Below are 19,177 nucleotides of genomic sequence, written 5' to 3'. Positions count from 1 at the left end.
CGCGGCACTGGCCCAACGCTGCATCATTGCCGGGAAACCCGCCGCGATCTACCCGAAATCGGCGGCTTCTCCGGGCTCCGGGGGAGTCATCGGGCTCGAGCGAGGACAGGATCGCGCCCGCTATTCAGGCGCCCTCGACACCGGAACCGGTTGCCCTGGTTCATGTCGCGGCCGCGAGAGGCTTCCGCGCTGCCCGTGCGCGGACAGGCACGCTCGACGCCTCCTCTTCATGATCCTGCGGCGCGCCCAGAAAGGCACCGAGCGTCGGCCCGTCGGATTCGAGGCGATCGCGGAACAGGAAGCCGAGGATCTCGTGGATCCAGACGCGGCGGCCCATCCGGTAATACCATCGGATCGCGTGGCGGATCTTCGGATCGGGGTTCCAGGCGAGGCGGCGGAGCGAGCGCGGGCGGAGCTGGGCGGCGGCTTCGATGAACTTCACCCAGAGGAACAGGCGCCAGGGCGGCATGCGCGTCATGGCGAGGACCTGGTGCTTGTAATCCCAGCGGGTCGGGTCGGCCTGGACGATGCGGCGCTCCTTTGCGAGGCGGAAGAAAGGCGTCCAGCGGTGCGGGGTCACGTAGAGCGCCTGGATCTGGTCGGGATCATAGGAGATGAGCTGGCGCAGGCCGCGCAGCAGATCGGCATCGCTCTGGTCGTCGAAGCCGGCGACCCAGGTGGCCATCGACAGGATATTGTGCCGGCGCAGCAGCCTGATCGCCTCGCGATCGGACGTGGTGGTGCCGCCCTTGCGGATCAGCCTGAGCGTCGCCTCGTCGGTATTCTCCATGCCGAGCAGGAAGCGCTCGAAACCGGCCTGTTTGTAGAGGTGGAGGAAGTCGGCATCGCGGACGATATCGTCGGCGCGGGTCGAGCCGACCAGGGTGACCGAGACATTCTCGGCGATCAGTGCCTCGAGGAAGGCGCGCCAGGGCGTGCGGCCGGCGCTCGGATTCTCGTCGGCGAAATTGAACACCTCCACCCCGTGATCGCGGTGGAGGCGGGCGATCTCCTTTGCCAGCAGCACCGGATCGCGATGCCGCCAGCGCGTCCAGAAGCCGCGCTGGCCGCAATAATTGCATAAGTGCGGGCAGCCGCGCGAGAATTGTACGACGACCGCGCGCTTGCCGCCCCAATAGCTGTAGCGGGCATGGTCGATCAGCTCCCAGCCGACCCGGTAGAAATCGAGATTGGTGATCACCGGGGCGGGCGCGGTGGCGACGGGGAGGCCGTTCTCGCGAAAGGCGATGCCGGGGATGCAGCCGGTCGGCAGGCCGAGACTCAGGGCGCGGAGGAGGCGGCGCGCGGTTTCCTCGCCCTCGCCGCGGACCACGAAGTCGACGGCCGGCTCGTCGCGCAGGATTTCGCGCCAATAATAGGTCGGGTGGACGCCGCCGAGGATGATGCGGGCCCGGGGGAGACGCTCGCGCAGGGTGCGGGCAGCGGCGGCGATGATCGGCTGCGCAGAGGACGAGCCGGAATGGCCGAACAGGATAGCCTCGGGCTTGCGACGCACGACCTCGGCGACCAGGGCGGCCAGGGTCATCGGGCCGAATTCGCCATCGACCAGGCTCACGTCATGGCCCTCGTCGATCAGCGGACCGCCGATGCAGAGCAGGCCGTAGGGCGGGAGCTGCTCCCTCGGGATTCGGCTGCCGATGGCGGGGTGGGGCACATTCACCAGAACGATCCGCATGAGCGACTTCCTCCCTGCCTTGGTGCGGGGCCGTCATCGCATGGCGGGGGTCGGATGGCTCTTCAGCGATGAGGGAGGAATCAGTGCAGGGATGGTGCAGGCCGGGGCGCGAGGCCGGGCACGGGCGCTGGCTGGCCAGCCGAGGAACCGGGAAAAAATGGGGCGTAACGTCGATTCAACCTTTGCCGCACCGGGCTTAAGCGAGCTGCATGTGCACACCCTCCACGCCCAAAACCCAGACCATCCCCGAACGCCAGGCGCTCAAGCTGCCTGACAATGGCGCGACGGCTCCCCGAATCGATGACGAGATCCGCCGCCGGCGGGCGATGATGGCGACCGCCTATACGGGCGCCCTCGGCCTCGGCGCGGGCCCTGCCACCACCAGCACCCTGGGTGGATGATGGCCATGACCCTCAAGGAGCGGTGCAACCGCCGGCTTGGTGCGCTCAAGGCGGCACGGCGGCCTTATGAAGACGAGTGGCGGGAGATCGCGCGCTACGCGCTGCCGTCGCACTCGCGCTTCCTGAACGCCGAGCAGAACCGGAACTTCAAGCGCGCCAATGGCGACGTCTATAACAGCCATGCGATCCTGAGCTTCAGGACCCTGACCGGCGGGATGACGAGCGGGCTTTCCTCGCCGTCGCGGCCCTGGTTCAGGCTGGTGCCGTTCGACCAGGATCTGGCCGGGGACGCGAGCGTCAGGGTGTGGCTGGCCGAGGTGGAGCGCCGGCTTTACGCCTTTCTGTCGGGCACCAATTTCTACGGCGCAATGAAATCCGGCTATGCCGAAATGGGCATGTTCGGCACCGAGGCGTGCGTGATGGTCGAGCATTGGCAGGCGGGCGCCGTCTGCCATGCGATGACCGCCGGCGAATATTGGCTTGCACTCTCCGACGCCTCGGTGCCCGACACGCTCTATCGGCGCTGCCCGATGACGGTGCACCAGGTGGTTCAGTCGTTCGGGCTCGACGGCGCCAGCGATTTCGTGCGGAACGCGCATGACAGCGGACGCTACGACCAGCCGGTCAATCTCTGCCATGCGATCGAGCCCAACAAGGACCGGATCGAGGGGCTGAAGACAGCCTCGGGCAAGGCCTGGCGCTCAGTCTATTGGGACGAGAATGACGGGGATGCGGAGCGGGTGCTGCGCGTCAACGGCTATGAGGAGCAGCCCTTCTGGGCGCCGCGCTGGGACACGGTCGGCGGCGATACCTATGGCACCGCGCCTGGCTTCGATGCGCTTCCCGACATGCGCGAGCTCCAGCTGCAGACCCAGCGCAAGACCCGCGCGACCGAGTTCCTGGTGCGGCCCGAAAAGATCGTGCCGGCTTCGGTGAAGCTGACCGGGCAGGCAGGCAATATCGTGACGGCGAGCCAGGTCGATGCGGCGGGCGTGATCGTGCCGTACAAGATCGACCCGGCCGCGATCGGCGCGATCATGGAGGATGTGCAGCGCTGTTCGGAAGCGATCGACCGGCTGACCTATGCCGACCTGTTCATGGCGATCACCAACATGCAGGGCGTGCAGCCGCGCAACATCGAGGAGATTGCGAGCCGCAACGAGGAGAAGCTGACCCAGTTGGGGCCGGTGATCGAGCGGGTGAATTCGGAGAAGCTCGAGGTCGCGATCGACCGTGCCTTCGGGATCATGGCGCGCAAGAAATTGCTGCCGCCGGCGCCCGAGCATCTGCAGGGCCAGGCGATCAAGGTCGATTTCGTGAGCATCCTTGCCCAGATGCAGCGGATGGTCGGGCTCGGCCAGATCGAGCGGACCGTGTCGTTCATCGGCAATCTGGCGGCGCGGTTCCCCGAGGCCGGGGATCGGCTCGACGTGGATGCGACGGTCGATGATTATGCCGATCGCGCCGGGGCACCGCCAAGGATTATCCGCTCGGTCGACGAGGCGCAGGGGCTTCGCCAGCAGCGGGCCCAGGATGCACAGAACGCGAAGCTCGCGGCGATGGCCGGGCCGGCGCAGCAGGGGGCCGATGCGGCCCGGCTGCTCAGCGAGGCGGCCAAGAATGGCGGCGGGCTGGCCGGGTTGATGCCTGGTGGTGCCGGCGGCGGGGCGGGGCAGTGATGTTGCGGACGCGCCGCCTCTTCCTCTCCAGTGGGAGAGGATACGAAAGCTTGGCAGCTTGCTGCCTAGCTGAAGTTGGTGAGGGGCTCCGGAAGCTATCGAGAGCGCGGACCCCCTCACCAACTCCGACTAGCGAGCAAGCTCGCAAGTCTCCGTATCCTCTCCCAAAGGAGAGGAAAGAAAAGGTGCGCCTCGATGATCGATAGGTCGGACAAGCTCACCCTGCTCGAAAACGCCGCTTTCCAGCGCTTCCTCTTCGCGATGATCGAGGCGGGCGGGGTGTTCGAGGCGACCGCCACCATGGCCGATGGCCGCACCCTCTTTCTCGAGGGGCGCCGCAGCCTGGCGCTCGAGATGCTGCGCGATCTCGATGCCGTGCAGCCGCTGCCTTTGCCGGGCGGCGTTCCCATCCAGACGCTGATTCAAACCCTGCGCGAACGGGTGCAGTCAGCGCACAAGGAGACAGGTTTTGATTGACGACATGACGATGACGCCGGGCGCCGGGACGGACTCTGAGCCCCCGGCCGGTGATTTCGACGACGCCCCGTCGGCGCTGAACGGCAATGGCCCGGGACAAGGCGATGCGGCCGAAGAGACGGGTGACGATTTCGAGGGGGAGGGAGGCCATGAGGTCCCCGAATCCTATCAGCTCGAGGCGCCCGAAGGCTTCGCCATCGACCCCGAGGCGCTGGCGATTGCGACGCCGGTGTTCAGGGAACTTGGCCTTTCGAACGACCAGGCGAGCAAGCTGATGCCGGTCGCCGCGCAGTTCGCCCAAGGGCTTTCGGACAAGCTCAATGCGCAGATCCTTTCGCAGGTGCGCGCCGACCGCAAGGCGTGGCTCGACACCGCCATGGCCGATCGGGAGATCGGTGGCGCGCACTGGAAGGAGACGCTGGCGAAGGGCGCGTTCGCGCTCGACAATCTCGGCTTTCCGAAAGGATCGCCATTCCGGGTGCTGCTCGACGAGAGCGGCCTCGGCAACCACCCGGAGATGATCCGCGCCTGGGCCAAGGTGGGCCGGGCGATCGGCGAGGACGGCGATTTCGTCCGCGGCGCCGGCACCCCCCACTCACGACGGGACACGGCGGAGACGCTCTACCCAAACGACGCGCGGCGACCGTCGACAGCCTGACGGCGATCAACGCTCAAATTTTTGAAATGCCAGCATTTTCAAAGAAAATGCTTTGGGGAAGGACAATGAATCATGGCTACTATCGGCAATACGTTTCTCAGCCTCATCGACATGTACAAGGGCGCCGGCGGCAGCTGCGCCCAGATCGGCGAGGTGATCGAGGTCCTGCGCCAGCTCAACCCGCTGATGGAAGATGCGGTGACGGCTGAGGCGAACATGGGCACCTTTCATCGCCACACCATCCGCACCGGCCTGCCGACCGTGACCTGGGGCATGCTTTACCAGGGCATTCCGCAGTCGAAGAGCTCGACCCAGCAGGTCGACGACACGACCGGCTTCGTCGAGGGCCTGTCGACGGTCGACACGCGGCTGCTCGACATTTCGCCCAACCCGGCGGCGGTGCGGCTCTCCGAAGGCCGCGCCTATCTCGAGGCGATGGCGCAGGAAGTGCAGCGCGGCTTCTTCTACCATGACACGGCGACCACGCCCGAGAAGTTCAAGGGCCTCGCCGCGCGCTACAACAAGCTCGGCGGCGGCGGCGCGGGCAACCAGATCATCAATGCCGGCGGCACCGGCTCCGACAATACCTCGATCTGGTTCGTCACCCATGGCGACAGCTACACCACGCTGATCCACCCCAAGGGTACCCAGGCGGGCGTCACCCGCGAGGACAAGGGCGAGCAGCGCGTCACTGACACGACCGGCGTCTATTATGTGAAGGAGGAGCTGTTCCGCCAGCATGTCGGCGTCGCGGTGCGCGACTGGCGCTTCAATGCGCGGATCGCGAATATCGACGTGTCGGACGTGCAGGCCGGCAATGTCGATCTCTACAAGTTCATGCGCAAGGCCTCGTACAAGCTGCAGAACCGGCGGGTCGCCAAGATGAACGGCGATGTCGCGGCGCAGGGCCGGACGGTCATCTACATGAACCGCGACATGATCGAGGCGCTCGACGCGCTGGGCACCAATGCCGGCAACGGCGCGCTGATGCTCAGGCCGATGGAGCTTGAGGGCAAGGAAGTGCTCTCGTATCGCGGCCTGCCGATCCGCGAGACGGATGCACTCATCAACGCCGAAGCGCTCGTCAGCTAGGGCCGGCCGATATTCAGCCCATGCCGGCCTGCAAAGGGCGATTTCCTGCGCTTCGGTGCTCACGTGCCGAAAGCACGCTGCGCTCCGATGCTCGGAAATCACCCTTTTCGGCTCGGCCTGAACTGAATCTCGACCAGCCCTGGGGCGCGATACCCTCTCGAGGTTGAGGGAAGAATTAGGAGAATTGACATGATTATCGATACCACCACGCTCTTTTCGAGCGCCCAGGCGATCACCGCGACGGCGCCTTCGACCAACATCGTCGATCTCGGCGCACCGGGCACGGTCTATGGCGCGGCGACGGCGATCGTCCGCGACATCGGCCGGGGGGCGGACATTCCGCTCAAATGCACCGTGGTCGAGAATTTCAACAACCTGACCTCGCTGACCATTTCGATCGAGACCGACGACAATGCCGGCTTCGCCTCGGCCCAGACGGTGTTCACTTCGCCGACCTACGCGCTCGCCGACCTCGCGATCGGGGCCAGGAACTTGCTGCCCGAGAGCGTGCCGATCGGCACCAACGAGCGCTATATGCGGCTGAAATATACCGTGGCCGGCACTGCGCCGACCACCGGCAAGATCACCGCCGGGGTGACCGCGGGCAACCAGACCAATGGCTGATCCGTCCCATTCCCAGGAGGCGAAAGCCATGAAGAAACCGGCAAAGGCCTATACCGCGCCGCACGAGGTTTATACCGGGGGCGTGCTGTACGACCCCGGCCAGCTGTTCGTCACCGCCGAGCCGAAGGGCAGGGCGTGGCAGCCGGCGAGCGATGCCGAGGTTGCGGCCGCGACCGCACCGAAGCCAGGCGAAGCCGGCGCGCTCGAAACGCTCGATGTGGCGGCGCTCAACGCCCATGCCAGGTCGCTTGGCCTCGATATCAGCCCGGCCAGCGGCAAGGCCGAGATCATCAGGGTGATCCGCGGCTTCGCCGGCTCGCCCCACTGACCTGACCGGGCGGCCGAGCGCCGCCCGGTTCCTCTTTCGATATTCGAGCGCCGCGGAGGGCGCGTCCATGACCTATATTCCCGGTATCCCGACGTCGGAGACCAATTCGCTGCCCGTGCTCGGCACCGGCCTCTACACAAGCGGCGCGATCACTGCGCTGTCGACCGGCCAGATCGGTACGCTCGCCGTCGATGTCAGCCGCAACCTGCGCGCCCTGGTCACCGTCAACAGCGCCACCGGCGCTGACGGCGTCTCCAATGGCGCCATCGGTTTCGGGCAGACGTCGTCGCAGGGGACTGCGACGAACAACCTGTTCGCGATGGCGCAATATCTCTTCAACGGCACGAGCTGGGATCGGCAGAAAAAGCCGAACAGCGGCGCGCGGCTGTTGTCCTCGGCGGCGACGACCAACGCGACCAGCGTGAAGGCGGCGGCGGGCGACCTGTTCAAGGTCTCGGGCAACAACACCGTCGCATCGAAGCGCTATCTCAAGCTCTACAACAAGGCGAGCGCGCCGACCGTCGGCACCGACACGCCGGTGCTGACCTTCGTTCTGCCGGCAAGCGCGCCCTTTGCGATCGATCTCGCCGCCAACGGGCATTATTTCTCGGCCGGCATTGCCTATGCGATCACCGGCGCGGCGGCCGACGCCGATACGACCGCGATCGCGGCGGGCGATATCGAGTGCCTGAACCTCACCTACGCGTAACGGCGATCAGGCGAACATCACCCGATCCCGGCTATGGAGATCATTTGGGTCGAAGAATTTCGCGACCCAGGCGTCAGTCGTGCCGAGGAACCAGCCGGCGGCCTTGGCGGCGTCTCGCTTGACCGCCGGAGCGGCGGGGGGCGGCGTGCCCGCGACGTGCTTTACCTTGGCGGTCGGGCCGTTTGCGGTGTGATCGAGAAAGTTGAAATGATCGATCAGCGCAAGCGCCTCGATGACGAACACGGTTGCTATCCCGGCATCATGGATCTCGAGCAGATTGTCGCCATTGACCTGTTCGCCGAGCAGGGCGAGGTTCGATGAGCCGCACCAGACCACCGGATCAGGCCCGTCGAAGCCGCAGACGACGAACTTGTGGTGGATCTGGTGGCCAAGGCCGATATTCGGCACCTGGTTGAAGGGGGGCGGCAGGCGGGTATTGACCGGCTTGCCGGTGACCAGGACCCCGGTGGCGCTGCCGACCGGGTAATAGGAAATGCCCGACGGATCGTCCGAGATGCCGTAGCTGAACAGCGACGGGTTCTGGTGAAGCGCGGTGAGCGCGCCATAGACCGGGTTCGTCGCCCCGCCGTCGAGCTCCATGACCGCGAAGAAGACACTGCCGTCATGCGCCGGCGCCGCCGCTTCCTGCTGGCAGCGCGCGACGATGCCGCCGAGCACCTGCTTCGCGACTGCCGGCTGATGCGGCGAGAAAGCGATCTTCATGCCCGGCAGGTCAGGCGCGCCGCCGAAGCCGAAGGGCTGCGCAGCGAGCGGGTCGTTCGCGAAGGAGACACCGCTGGCGGGGCCGGCCCATGCCGCATTGAAGACAGCGGCATATTTGGCAGCGACGGTTTCGTCGTCGATCACCAGGACATGGTTGGCATTCACATAGATGCCGGTGACCGAGAAATTGGTCGACCCGGTCAGGACGCGGATCGGCGCGCCGTCGCGATAGACGATGAAGACCTTGTCATGGGAATAGCGGCCGAAATGGCATCGCTTGATCCGCGCCGCTGCGCCGGCGGCCGCAAACAGCGTTTCGAACTGATCCTCGGGCTTGGGCGATTTCGGCGGCGCCGGCGGGGTCCTGTCGTGATGCAGATCGGCATTGTCGAGAATGATCCGCGCACGGCCCTGGCCGGCCAGGGTCAGCAGCCGGCCGACCACGTCGGGCTCGTTCAGATCATAGGCGAACATGTCGAGCGACAAGGCCGGATCGGCAACGACCGCATCGAGAATCCCGAAGACGCGGGTGCGGGCGGTGTAGCCAAGCCAGTCATATTGCTGGGCATAGGTGTAATCATTGCCCTTGCTGTCCTTCCCGGCGACCTGCGAGGTGTCGAAGTTGAGCGGCGCGCCTTGCGGGCGGGTCGGCAGATGCGGGCCGAAATGGCGGGCAAAGGCCTGGGACTGGACGAACCCCCGGGTAAAGCCGAGCGAGAGCTTGCCCGAGCTGTACGGCGCCACCGCCACCGTCACCGTCGCGGCGAGGGTCTGGACGATGGGCAGCATCTTGCCGTCGGCGCTGAAATAGCGCGGCGTGACCGTATAGGCATAATCGCCATAAGGCGGGTTCAGCCCCTGATGATCGAGACCGGGGACGTGGAGCCAGCGGAATTTGTGGATCGGCGCGTTGGCGGTCGAATAAGGCGGCTCGCCGGGCACCTGGGCGTGGCTCGCCGGATTTTCGAAGGCAAGGTCGTTCCAGAGATAATAGCCATTGCCGACGGGCGGCTGGACATGGATGCTGAAGCCGGCCAGCCGCTGCCGCGCCTCAGGCGTCTTGAGATCGAAGGCGAGCAATGTCTTGGCATCGCCGCGCCAGGCCGTGACCGAAAAAGGGCCGGTGTTCGAGGTGATTTTCAGCATCGCCGACGTCCCCTGCCAATGGACAGACAGCGCGCGATCGCTCCCGAAAATCGGCGCCCGTCGTCCTTACCGTTCCGCAACCCGTTTGTCGTGCCCAACTGCCACCGGAACAGAGCGATCACGCGGCCGCCAAACCGCGATTCAACCCGAAGCTGAACATGTCTAGCGGGGTGCCATGGCAATCAGCATCACCATCTGCAATCTCGCGCTCGGCGAGCTCCGTGCCGCCGCGATCGCCGATATCGCCGAAGACACGATCGAGGCGCAGAATTGCGCGCGATATTATCCGCAATGCCTGAAACTGCTGCTCGAGCGGCATGACTGGAGCTTTGCGACCAGGATCGCGCCGCTCGCCGAGCTGAGCGACAATCCGCGCGCCAGCGAGTGGCTCCATGCCTATGCGCTGCCGGCCGATTGCGCGACGCCGAAGCGTCTTGTGCCGCCCGCCGGTGGCACGCCCGGATGCTGGCCGGTCGAATGGGGCCAGGCATTCATCGTCGAGGCCGGGCTCCTCTACAGCCAGCTGCCGGGCGCGATCCTCGAATATTCAGCCGCCGACATTGCCGAGGCAGTGATGCCGGCATTGTTCGCCGATGCGCTTGCCTTTGCGCTCGCCGCGCGGCTGGCGGTGCCGATCCGCGACAGTCGCGAGATGAAGGGGCAATTGCTCCAGCAGGCTGAGCTCACCGCGTCGCGGGCAATCGCCGACGATGCCAATCGCGAGCCGCAGCACGATGTGCCCTTCACTGACGAGGTGAGGGTGGCGCGCAGCATCGGCCATGCCGGGTGGGTGCGCTGATGGCGTTCCGAGCCGGCTCGGCCAACTTCTCAAAGGGCGAGATCAGCGAAGAGCTGATCGGGCGCGTCGATGTGCCTGCCTATCAGACCGCGCTGCGCCGTGCGCGCAATGTCGTGATCCTCAAATATGGCGGCGTGACCAAGCGGCCGGGCACACGCCTGGTGGCCGAAGTCTATGCCGGCAGCAGCCTGGCGCAGGTGACGGCGAGCATCGCGGCAGGGGTGATGACGGTCAGCGCGGTCGCCAGCGGGGCGCTGGCCGCGGGGCAATCGCTTTCCGGAGCGGGGGTCGCCGATGGCACGATCATCGACGCCCAGCTGACCGGCACGACGGGAGGCACCGGCACCTACAGCGTCTCGCCCTCGCAGACAGTTGCCGGCACGGCGATGTCGGCGAACGGCAAGCAGCCAGTCCGGCTGATGCCCTTTCAGTTCAGCCTCGAGCAGACCTACGCGCTCGAGCTCGGCCAGGGCTATATGCGGCCGGCGGCACAGGGCGGCATGGTGATCGAGGACAAGATCGCGATCACCGCGATCACGCTCGGCGCAACGACCATCGTTGCGGCTGCCTATCATGACTATCATGTCGGCGATCAGGTCTATTTCAGCGGCATCGCCGGCACGATCGAGCTGAACGGCAAGATCGGCCGCGTGCTGAGCGTGATCGATACGAACCATTTCGTGGTCGATGTGGATTCGAGCGGTTTCAGCGCGTTCACCGCCGACACCGGCGGCGCCGCGCGGACCGGTCCACCGCCGCCACCGCCGCCGCCGCCGCCGGTACCGCCACCTCCACCGCCACCCCCTCCGCCCGATACCGGCGGCGGTGGCTATGGCGGCGGCGGCTGGTGCGTCGCCGACGACACGCCGATCCTGCTCGCCGATGGCAGCGAGATCGAGGCGCGATTGCTCAAGGTCGGCATGCTCGTCCGGACCCAGCATGAGGACAGCCTCGAATGGGGCGATTATCCAGTCGAGGCGATCGAGCTTGCCTGGCAGCCGGTGTTCAGCGCCGAAGGGTTTCCGCGCGCGACCGGGGAGCATCTGTTCCGGATCGGCGGCGCCTGGGTGCGCATGGACTCGATCGGCGTTCCCGACGGATCGGCATGGGTCGCCAAGATCGCCGTCGCCGATGCGCGAAGCTATGTCTCGGCCGGCATATTGTCGCACAACAAGCGCGCTGACGGGCCCGAGCTGTGAGCGTCGCCCGCCTGTATCGCGTCGGCTCGCCGTACAACGCGGCCGAGCTCGCCGAGCTCGATTTCGAGCAATCGGCCGACACCATGTATCTCGCGCATCTCAACCACGCGCCGGCCAAGCTGGTGCGCGGCGGGCATACCGACTGGACCTTTTCGAGCATCGACTTCACCCCGAAGCTCCTGCCGCCCGGCAGCGTGGCGGCGACCGCTTCCTCCCCCAACACCGACGCGGCGAACAGCGGCGATGCCTATTTCCCGCAGCCGGCAAGCTATGTCGTGACCGCGGTCGACGATGTGTCGGGAATGGAAAGCCGGGCTTCGGCCACCGCCGGCGCGACCAACGACCTGACGCTCAAGCGCAACAAGAACACGATCAGCTGGAGCAGCTCGACCGGCGCGACGCGCTACCGGGTGTACAAGGCCGACAACACCCAGGAGTTCGGCTATATCGGCACCACGACCGGTGTGAGCTTCGTCGACGACAATATCGGGCCCGATTATTCGGACGGTCCGCCGGTCGGCGACAATCCCTTCGCAGACACCCTTGCCGCGGGGACCGCGAGCATTGCCGGCGTGGTGATGACCGTGACGGCCGTCTCCAGCGGCGGGCTCGTCGCCGGGCAGACGCTGACCGGGAGCGGTGTAGCCGACGGCACGACCATCGTATCCCAACTGACCGGCGCCACGGGCGGGATCGGCACCTATGATGTCACACCGTCCCAGACTGCCCCGAGCACCGCGATTACGGCCCGCCAGGGGGGCAACCATCCCTCGACCGTGACCTTCTTCGAGCAGCGGCTGTTATGGGGGCGGACCGCGAACCACCCCAATGCGATCTATGGCTCCCGCTCGGGCAGCTTCGAGAACATGGACATATCCAGGCCGCTCAAGGCCTCGGACGCGCTTTCCTTCGCGCTGGTCGCGGGGCGGGTGAATGCGGTCAACCAGCTCGTCTCGATGAACGATCTGCTCGCGCTCACCTCCGACTCGATCTTCAAGATCGAAGGCGGGCAGGCGGGCTATATCAGCGCGACCGATTTCGTCAGCCGCCGTCAGAACGGGCGGGGATCCTCCCGCCTGTCGCCGCTCGTGATCGACAGCGTGTGCTTCTACCAGACCAGCGTCGGCAACGGCGTGCGGACGCTCGGCTATGAGTTCCAGACGGATTCGATCAACTCGAACGACGTCACGATCTTCTCGCCGCATCTGTTCCGCGGCTTCAACATCGTCTCCTGGGCCTATGCGCAGGAACCGCGATCGCTGATCTGGGCGGCGCGCTCTGACGGCAAGCTTCTCTGTTTCACCTGGGAGCAGGAGCAACAGGTGTGGGGCTGGACGCTCTGTGAGACTGACGGGCTGGTCGAGAGCGTCTGCGTCATTTCCGAAAATGGCGAGGACCGGCTGTATCTGACGGTGCGCCGGGGCGAGAAATTGCTGATCGAACGCATGGCGGCGGCGCGCTGGGACGGAGTGGAGAATAGCTGCTTCCTCGACAGCGCGGTCTCCTATGCCTTCGACACGCCGGCGACGACCTTGCGCAACCTCGATCATCTCGAGGGGCGGACGATCGCGGCGCTGGCCGACGGCAATGTCGTGTCGGGGCTGGTGGTCACGAGCGGCGTGGTCGAGCTGCCGTCGCCCGCCTCGATCGTCACGGCGGGATTGCCCTATGACGCGACGATCGAGACCCTGCCGCTGGCCTATCAGGGCCAGGCGGGCTGGACGATCGCCAAGCCGCAGACCCAGGCCAAGGCAGTCATCCGCGTGATCGACACGCGCGGGCTGAAGGTCGGGCCGAGCGACACGCGGCTCGAAGCGTTGCGGGCGCGGACCACCGAGATTCCCGGCCAGCCGAATGCGCTCAAGACCGGGCTGATAGAGACATGGCTCAGGCCGGACATCAATGGCGGTGCGCGGGTGGTACTGAAGTCAAGCGATCCGCTGCCGATGACGATCACGGGTATCTATCTTGACCCTGCAGCTTCCGAATAACATCCGTATCGTGCCAGCCTCACCGGCGCATGTCGGACGGATCGCCAGCCGGATGCGCGCCGACGACGTGATCGAGTGCGCGGCAATGGGGCATCGGCCGAAGCAGGCGCTGCGCGACGGGCTGACCGCGTCGAGCCTGTGCTTCACCGCCCTGGTCGACGGGCGGCCCGAGGCGATGTTCGGGCTGGTCGTGACCAATGCGCTGGCGGGCGAGGGCACGCCCTGGATGCTCGGCACCGAGGCGATCTATCGCCATCCCCGCGCCATGCTGCGCTGGGGGCCGCGCTTCGTGGCGGCGATGCTCGATTCAACGCCGGTGCTCAGCAATCTAGTCTCGGTCGACAATGTCCGGGCCATTCGCTTCCTGCGCCGGCTCGGCTTCAGCATAGGGAAGGACAGGATCATGTTCGCCAGCACTGAATTCGTCACTTTTTCGCGAGGGGATCGCTGATGTGCGCACCCGCACTCGCCGTTCCGCTGATGATCGCCTCGACCGTGGTTTCCACCGGCGGCGCGATCCTCTCCGGCATCGGGCAGAAGCAGCAGGCCGATTATCAGGCCCAGGTTGCCGACCAGAATGCCCGGATCGCTGAAAACCAGGCGCAGGATTCGATCCTGAACACGAATCTGGAGGCACAACGCCGCTACCGCGAACTCGCCCAGACCAAGGGCCAGCAGGTTGCGGCGATGGCGGCGAATGGTGTCGACCTGAACTTCGGCAGCGCGGTCGATGTGCAGCACGACACCGCCGCGATCGGCGCCGAGGATCTGGCCCAACTCTACAAGGGCGGGAACGAGCGGACCAAGGGCTTCGAGATCAACGCCTTCAATTCCCGCGCCGAGGCGGCGGGCGATCGGGCCAAGGGGCAGGGCGCGCTGATCAGCGGAATCTTCAGCGGCGTCTCGACCGCGCTTGGCGGTGCGGCCGATGTATCGAAATTCAAGATTGATCATCCCAGCATGGGGAAGGCGTCATGATGACGGGGCTCGAGGTCGGCGCGGCGGACGGCGCGGCAGTCGAACCAAACTTGGACGCCGGTGCCGGCGATGGCCAATCCGTCGCGCCGACGGGCGGTGGCGAGGATAGCGGGGACGAGAGCGGCGCCGCGCCGCTCGCCGATGATGCGCCGGCACACGAGGTCGATCAGCCGTTCGCATCGCCGGAATCCCTTCGTACGCCTGCCATAGCGGCGTCGGCGCCGCCGCGCGTCAACGATGCGATGCGGGTGCTCAGCCGGATGCAGATCGATCTCGATGTGCTGACCGAAGGCAAGCGCGCCGCGACCTATGATGAGGTTGACGATGCCTTCGACAATGCGATCAGGGCGCTGGGCATTCGCTTGCCGTCGATCCCTGCCGCCGGTGACGATTACGATGCGACGAAGCCAGGTGCCGGGCGCGCAAGCCTGACGGCCGGCGGGCTACCCGAACAGATCGAGCGCGAGGACGAGACGGCAACTGCGTCGGATCCGGCTAACAGCATGGATCGCCTGGTCGGTATGGACAGTGGCGGTATCACCGTTTCGGAGTCCGATTTCAATGAAGTATTGGATCAGCCAGGCGAAGCTGATGCAAGCGAAGCTCTGGGGGCCGGTGGCGACGAAAGATCGGAGGGGGTCGACAATAACGAATCCAATGGCGCGACCGATCCAGCAGCCATGCTGCGGAAAACTGCATTTCAAGCAGAGGCGACAGGTCAGCGCATGAATGCGCAGCAAAAACGTGAACATGACACCAAGCACGGCCTGCTCTGGCATCTGGGCAACATATACTCAGGGCGGAACTGGGATGGCTCGAGAAACGAGGCGGCTGAGGCGCGCGCCCAGGCAGAACGAGCTACGAGCGATAGCTTCATTCGTGCGATCCGCAGGGTGGACAAGGCCGCGACCGACACGAAGGTTTCGCCCAAGTTCTTTTACGTCCAAAATCCGCCGATGTCGTTCTTCGATTTTCCGATAGAGCCGCCCCGGATCGGTGTAGCCCAGGTGAACGTAAAGGGTGCTGCGCTGGCGACTCTCGATTTGGCAACGGTTCTTCCATGGGGGAAGGCGCTGGGCATTTTGAGAGCTGACCTTACCGCTGCGGAGGATGGGACCGTCAACCTCGTTCCGCGCTTAGGACCGAACGGTGTTGACCCGGCTCGCCATAACGCAAACCTACTTGTCAGCGACTCCTCGGGAAAAATCGTCACCCATCAGCGTCTTGTCAGCGGAAACATGACAACGCAGGAAAAGGCGCTCGGCTTCCCCAAGAACATGTTGGCTGCACATACTGAAGCCCGTGCGGTTCGCGGGATCGATCTGCGGCCCGGCGATACCGTTACGATCACAGGCCAATTGCCGCCTTGCACACCATGCCGGGGGTCGATGAATCAAGCCGCAACCCGAAGTGGCGCAACGATCAAGTATCAATGGCGGCAGGGTGGAAAGACGCTAACATGGGTAGCGACACCAAAGCGGAAGTGAGCGCATGAAGACGAGATTCTTGGCCACGGTTGCGAGCTTCAGCGATGACGGATACGCAACATTGTTGGCGTTTGCGGACGACCCACTCGAGCCCGTGAACTATGTCATGCTCGACTTGGCGAACGAGCCCGACGAGCAGGAGAGGCGGCTCGGGCTATATGGTGTGCATGTCGATACAGGGGCGCTGAATGTCGAGGGGTATGACTTGGTCCACGACATCCGCAAAACCGATGCGGGTGTCGTCGTGACCCTCACCGCAGATGCCGCTCGGAAGGCGGGGATCGACCAGGACATCGAGATCGAACTGGAGAGCAAGATCATTAATGGGATGTCCATCGATGAAGCGGTTCGGAGATTCAAGGATCGGTTGTCGTCACCTGAGCAGGCGTAAGCTCCGACGGTGATCGGAATCTTTCGCGAAATTGGGCGTGGAGGAGTACCGGGAAGATGGCAAAGATATCGGCCGTAAAACTCACCGTCTTTCTGCTGGTCTCGCTTCTCCTGCCCGCTTCCTTGCGTTGCGAAGAGCCGGCGCGGCATGATTACATATTGGCGGTGGCGCGACTCTATTCCCCTAAATATGTGACCTCCCCAAGTGAGGAGTCAGGTGGACCTTATGAAGGGGAGATATATTTAGGTGGCGTATATAGTATTCGCGTAAAATTCATCAGGGTCGTTTCCGGCAGTTTCGATGTAACCCCTAAGCGAATGAGGTTGATCGCGAATGGCGCTCATTACTTTGCCTGGTCTTCGCCAAAGCTTCTTCTAATAAAGAAATCCGACAGATTCGGTTACAGGATAGTTAACTGGGCAAAAATAAGCCCCAAAGACAGTCGAAATGTCTGTTTGCCGGAGGATGACGTCAAATCTCTCATGTCGGACGCGATGTTCACCGCATCGGATGGTCATGGCATGCGCTGCGAGCACAGGCCCGATGCGCGCCCGCGCTGAGGCTTTTTGCTTCCGGATGCGCCCGAACTGCCAGACGGGTGCCACCCGAAATTGAGGCCGGAGGCCGCTGGCCGCTCGGCTTCCCCGTTCTCACCCGTCGATTCAACAAGAGCGCTCGGCGATCTAATGGTTGTCGGCAATGTCCGGGCCATTCGCTTCCCCCTCGGCTCGGCTTCAGCATCAAGGAGGGCAGAGCCCATGTTCGCCAGCACCGAATTCGTCACTTTTTCGCAAGGGGATCGCTGATGTGCGCACCCGCACTCGCCGTTCCGCTGATGATCGCCTCGACCGTGGTTTCCACCGGCGGCGCGATCGTCTCCGGCATCGGGCAGAAGCAGCAGGCCGATTATCAGGCCCAGGTCGCCGACAAGAATGCCCGGATCGCTGAAAACCAGGCGCAGGATTCGATCTTGAACACGAATCTGGAGGCACAACGCCGCTACCGCGACCTCGCCCAGACCAAGGGCCAGCAGGTTGCGGCGATGGCGGCGAACGGTGTCGATCTGAACTTCGGCAGCGCGGTCGATGTGCAGCGGGACACGGCCGCGACGGGCGCCGAGGATCTGGCCCCAGCTCTACAAGAGCGGCAACGAGCGGACCAAGGGCTTCGAGATCAATGCCTTCAACTATCGCAGCGAGGCGGCCGGGGACCGGGCCAAGGGGCAGGGCGCGCTGATCGGCGGAATCTTCAGCGGCGTCTCAACCGCGCTTGGCGGCGCGACCGATGTATCGAAATTCAAGATTGATCATCCCAGCATTGGGAAGGCGCAATGATGACGGTGCTGGACGAGGTCGGCGCGGCGGATGGCGCGGCAGTCGAACCGGGCCGAATTCAGGAGACAATAGCGCTGTTCGCTCGGGAAATATTTCCAGTTTTGTAATCGGAAACGGTGGCGATACAGTGTGGGAGATAGGGCGCGTCAAGGGGCGTGAGGTTTTTCGCGAAATTGGGCGCGGAGGGGCACCGGGGAAGATGGCAAAGATATCGGCCTTGAAGCTCGGCATTCCCCTGTTGCTCTCGGCCCTGGCGCCGGCTTCGGTGTCGTGCGAAGAACAGCCGCCTCACAAATATATATTGGCGATCGCCCAGCTCACTTCGCCGAAATATTTGACCTCGCCAAGCGAAGAGGTAGGCGGCCCTTACGAAGGGAAAATATTTCTTGGGGGTGTATATGGCGTTAAGGTAAAAATACTTCGAGTCATATCTGGCAGTTTTGATGTCACCCCGAAGCGCTTGCGGTTGATCGCCAATAGTCAAAAATACTTTACCAAATCGGCACCGAAGCTTGTATTCATAAGAAAATACGAGAAATTTGGCTACAGAATAACAAACTGGAACGACATAACCGATCAGCAAAGTCGGAATGTTTGCTTGCCGGAGTCGGAGGTCAAAGTCCTGGAGTCGGGCGCGATGTTTACGGCGCCGGACGGCCATGGCAGCCTTTGCGAACACCGCCCTCATCAGAGCCAGGGCTGACGGCATGCGCCTTGTGGCCATGTTTTTGCTTGGGGTGGCGATGGCTGTGGGGCCCAGCGTGGCCGTCGAGCGCGCGGACGCGCCTCTCCCCGAACAGAAGACGTCTATATCGGATCAGACGGTGGCCGCGTTGCAGCGGCTTGTCGGAATTCGCTATCGGGCAGCGCGCAAATCCTTTCTTTTCAACGATGATTTCGCTGGGACCAGCGACGACCAGAACCCGTTCTCGGTGGCGGTGCGTGGCTGGCGGCGACAGCTGTCACGGTGCAATGACAACCAGTGCCGCTACACCCAACTCTCGGCGCAACTGGCGAGGCTGAATTTTTCGCTGGGCATGGCGCCCGCGCCCGTTCCGGGGATGCCGCTGCGCACGGGAACGCTCGATATGTCCGAGCGCGGCATATCAGGCGGCATCTCCATTTTGCCGGTCGGTGACGGGTCGGTCGTGGTCGCGATCACGACGTCCTATGGGGGCAGGGGGAAGATGGGCACCGGGGCCTGGGATTGCGCCGGGCTGGTCGCCATCGGAAAACTGCTGCCATCGGGGCCGGCGCGGATGGCCTTGTATGACGAGGACAAGCCGGTTGCGTTCGATTTGCGGATCGTGAGCCCGACCAGCGTCAGGCTGTCGGAGAATGCGGAAAACGCGAGGGCCGCCGCCGCTGATGAAGATTGGCCGGCGGTCTGTTCGGTCGGCACGATCTTCGGCACCTATCATGGCGCGCCGATCCGCCGCCATCGGTAGCGGCCCTTCCGACCTCA

General features: G+C 64.5%; 21 protein-coding genes. 19 read left to right on the top strand and 2 right to left on the bottom strand.

Annotated elements, in window-relative coordinates; all coding sequences use genetic code 11:
* Positions 1-160: 160 nt before the first annotated feature.
* The gene (gene bchE / locus ABD050_RS26535) at positions 161-1,696 is read right to left on the bottom strand and encodes a magnesium-protoporphyrin IX monomethyl ester anaerobic oxidative cyclase (RefSeq protein ID WP_343892571.1); all 1,536 of its coding nucleotides are present in this window, start codon (positions 1,694-1,696) and stop codon (positions 161-163) included.
* Positions 1,697-1,905: 209 nt separating this feature from the next.
* Between bchE and ABD050_RS26530 the strand changes: the two genes are divergently transcribed.
* From ABD050_RS26530 to ABD050_RS26495, 8 genes are all read left to right on the top strand, one after another.
* Entirely contained in the window at positions 1,906-2,097 is a 192-nt protein-coding gene (locus tag ABD050_RS26530) for a hypothetical protein (protein WP_343892570.1), read from the top strand.
* 5 nt (positions 2,098-2,102) lie between these two features.
* The gene (locus ABD050_RS26525) at positions 2,103-3,776 is read left to right on the top strand and encodes a portal protein (RefSeq protein WP_343892569.1); all 1,674 of its coding nucleotides are present in this window, start codon (positions 2,103-2,105) and stop codon (positions 3,774-3,776) included.
* Between the two features lie 195 nt (positions 3,777-3,971).
* Positions 3,972-4,253, top strand: a complete 282-nt coding sequence (locus ABD050_RS26520; RefSeq protein WP_343892568.1) for a Bbp19 family protein — start codon at positions 3,972-3,974, stop codon at positions 4,251-4,253.
* Positions 4,246-4,911, top strand: coding sequence for a hypothetical protein (locus tag ABD050_RS26515; RefSeq protein ID WP_343892567.1), 666 nt, complete (start codon positions 4,246-4,248; stop codon positions 4,909-4,911). Before ABD050_RS26520 ends, ABD050_RS26515 begins: the two co-directional genes overlap by 8 nt.
* A 72-nt stretch (positions 4,912-4,983) precedes the next feature.
* Entirely contained in the window at positions 4,984-6,003 is a 1,020-nt protein-coding gene (locus tag ABD050_RS26510) for a major capsid protein (RefSeq protein WP_343892566.1), read from the top strand.
* Between the two features lie 189 nt (positions 6,004-6,192).
* Positions 6,193-6,627 carry a Bbp16 family capsid cement protein gene (locus ABD050_RS26505; RefSeq protein ID WP_343892565.1) on the top strand — a complete coding sequence of 145 codons (435 nt, stop codon included), beginning with the start codon at positions 6,193-6,195 and terminating at the stop codon, positions 6,625-6,627.
* 28 nt (positions 6,628-6,655) lie between these two features.
* Entirely contained in the window at positions 6,656-6,955 is a 300-nt protein-coding gene (locus ABD050_RS26500) for a hypothetical protein (RefSeq protein WP_343892564.1), read from the top strand.
* Between the two features lie 67 nt (positions 6,956-7,022).
* Positions 7,023-7,664, top strand: coding sequence for a hypothetical protein (locus ABD050_RS26495; protein WP_343892563.1), 642 nt, complete (start codon positions 7,023-7,025; stop codon positions 7,662-7,664).
* A gap of 6 nt (positions 7,665-7,670) precedes the next feature.
* Here ABD050_RS26495 and ABD050_RS26490 read toward each other — a convergent pair whose 3' ends face one another.
* Positions 7,671-9,533, bottom strand: a complete 1,863-nt coding sequence (locus tag ABD050_RS26490; protein ID WP_343892562.1) for a phospholipase D-like domain-containing protein — start codon at positions 9,531-9,533, stop codon at positions 7,671-7,673.
* 175 nt (positions 9,534-9,708) lie between these two features.
* On the opposite strand from ABD050_RS26490, the gene ABD050_RS26485 reads away from it, so the two are divergent.
* The 11 genes from ABD050_RS26485 to ABD050_RS26435 all read left to right on the top strand — a co-directional run bounded on the left by ABD050_RS26485 (position 9,709) and on the right by ABD050_RS26435 (position 19,160).
* Positions 9,709-10,332 (top strand): phage connector family protein, encoded by a 624-nt coding sequence (locus tag ABD050_RS26485; RefSeq protein WP_343892561.1) that lies wholly within the window; start codon positions 9,709-9,711, stop codon positions 10,330-10,332.
* Entirely contained in the window at positions 10,332-11,531 is a 1,200-nt protein-coding gene (locus tag ABD050_RS26480) for a hypothetical protein (RefSeq protein WP_343892560.1), read from the top strand. The genes ABD050_RS26485 and ABD050_RS26480 overlap by 1 nt, the downstream gene beginning before the upstream one ends.
* The gene (locus ABD050_RS26475) at positions 11,528-13,522 is read left to right on the top strand and encodes a phage tail protein (RefSeq protein ID WP_343892559.1); all 1,995 of its coding nucleotides are present in this window, start codon (positions 11,528-11,530) and stop codon (positions 13,520-13,522) included. Before ABD050_RS26480 ends, ABD050_RS26475 begins: the two co-directional genes overlap by 4 nt.
* 10 nt (positions 13,523-13,532) lie before the next feature.
* A complete protein-coding gene (locus ABD050_RS26470) occupies positions 13,533-13,973 on the top strand; it encodes a hypothetical protein (RefSeq protein ID WP_343892558.1) in 441 nt (146 codons plus the stop codon).
* Positions 13,973-14,500, top strand: coding sequence for a hypothetical protein (locus ABD050_RS26465; RefSeq protein WP_343892557.1), 528 nt, complete (start codon positions 13,973-13,975; stop codon positions 14,498-14,500). The genes ABD050_RS26470 and ABD050_RS26465 overlap by 1 nt, the downstream gene beginning before the upstream one ends.
* Positions 14,497-15,987, top strand: coding sequence for a hypothetical protein (locus ABD050_RS26460; RefSeq protein ID WP_343892556.1), 1,491 nt, complete (start codon positions 14,497-14,499; stop codon positions 15,985-15,987). Before ABD050_RS26465 ends, ABD050_RS26460 begins: the two co-directional genes overlap by 4 nt.
* A 4-nt stretch (positions 15,988-15,991) precedes the next feature.
* Positions 15,992-16,378 carry a hypothetical protein gene (locus ABD050_RS26455; protein WP_343892555.1) on the top strand — a complete coding sequence of 129 codons (387 nt, stop codon included), beginning with the start codon at positions 15,992-15,994 and terminating at the stop codon, positions 16,376-16,378.
* A gap of 56 nt (positions 16,379-16,434) precedes the next feature.
* Positions 16,435-16,938: a hypothetical protein gene (locus ABD050_RS26450; protein ID WP_343892554.1), complete on the top strand. Its 504-nt coding sequence runs from the start codon at positions 16,435-16,437 to the stop codon at positions 16,936-16,938.
* Between the two features lie 275 nt (positions 16,939-17,213).
* A complete protein-coding gene (locus ABD050_RS26445) occupies positions 17,214-17,684 on the top strand; it encodes a hypothetical protein (RefSeq protein WP_343892553.1) in 471 nt (156 codons plus the stop codon).
* 227 nt (positions 17,685-17,911) lie between these two features.
* Positions 17,912-18,415: a hypothetical protein gene (locus ABD050_RS26440; protein WP_343892552.1), complete on the top strand. Its 504-nt coding sequence runs from the start codon at positions 17,912-17,914 to the stop codon at positions 18,413-18,415.
* 40 nt (positions 18,416-18,455) lie between these two features.
* Entirely contained in the window at positions 18,456-19,160 is a 705-nt protein-coding gene (locus ABD050_RS26435; RefSeq protein ID WP_343892551.1) for a hypothetical protein, read from the top strand.
* Positions 19,161-19,177 lie beyond the last annotated feature (17 nt).

The organism is Sphingomonas oligophenolica, from assembly GCF_039522915.1.
In the GTDB taxonomy this organism is placed as follows: domain Bacteria; phylum Pseudomonadota; class Alphaproteobacteria; order Sphingomonadales; family Sphingomonadaceae; genus Sphingomonas; species Sphingomonas oligophenolica.
This window is presented reverse-complemented; position numbering and strand designations above follow the sequence as displayed.